Below are 287 nucleotides of genomic sequence, written 5' to 3'. Positions count from 1 at the left end.
CGACCGCGTGCGCGAGGAGGCCGAGCATCAGGCCGAAGCCCGAGGTGGCGGGCCACGACAGCGGCATGAGCGAATGCGCGGCCATGCCTGCAAACACGGCACGGGCGCGCGGCCCGCGGAACGCTGCGCGAGCCAGTACGGTCACCGGCAGCAGAGCCAGCGCGCCGAAGCGTGCCATGCCGAAGGGATGGCGGGGAAAGCGCAGCGGGCCGAGGAAGTCGGCCAGCAGGCCGCGCCAGCCGCGTACCAGCGGCTCCATCAGCCGGCGATAGGCCACTGCATCGGGA

1 protein-coding gene is annotated in these 287 nt (G+C 73.2%); it reads right to left on the bottom strand.

The window, feature by feature from the left end:
* The coding region (locus LZP69_RS16170; protein ID WP_234201718.1) for a hypothetical protein at positions 1-287 on the bottom strand (287 nt) is incomplete at both ends.

Source organism: Shewanella sp. AS1, assembly GCF_021412565.1.
In the GTDB taxonomy this organism is placed as follows: domain Bacteria; phylum Pseudomonadota; class Gammaproteobacteria; order Enterobacterales; family Shewanellaceae; genus Shewanella.
Note: the sequence above shows the minus strand (reverse complement) of the source record. Positions and strands in the feature narration are given on the sequence as shown.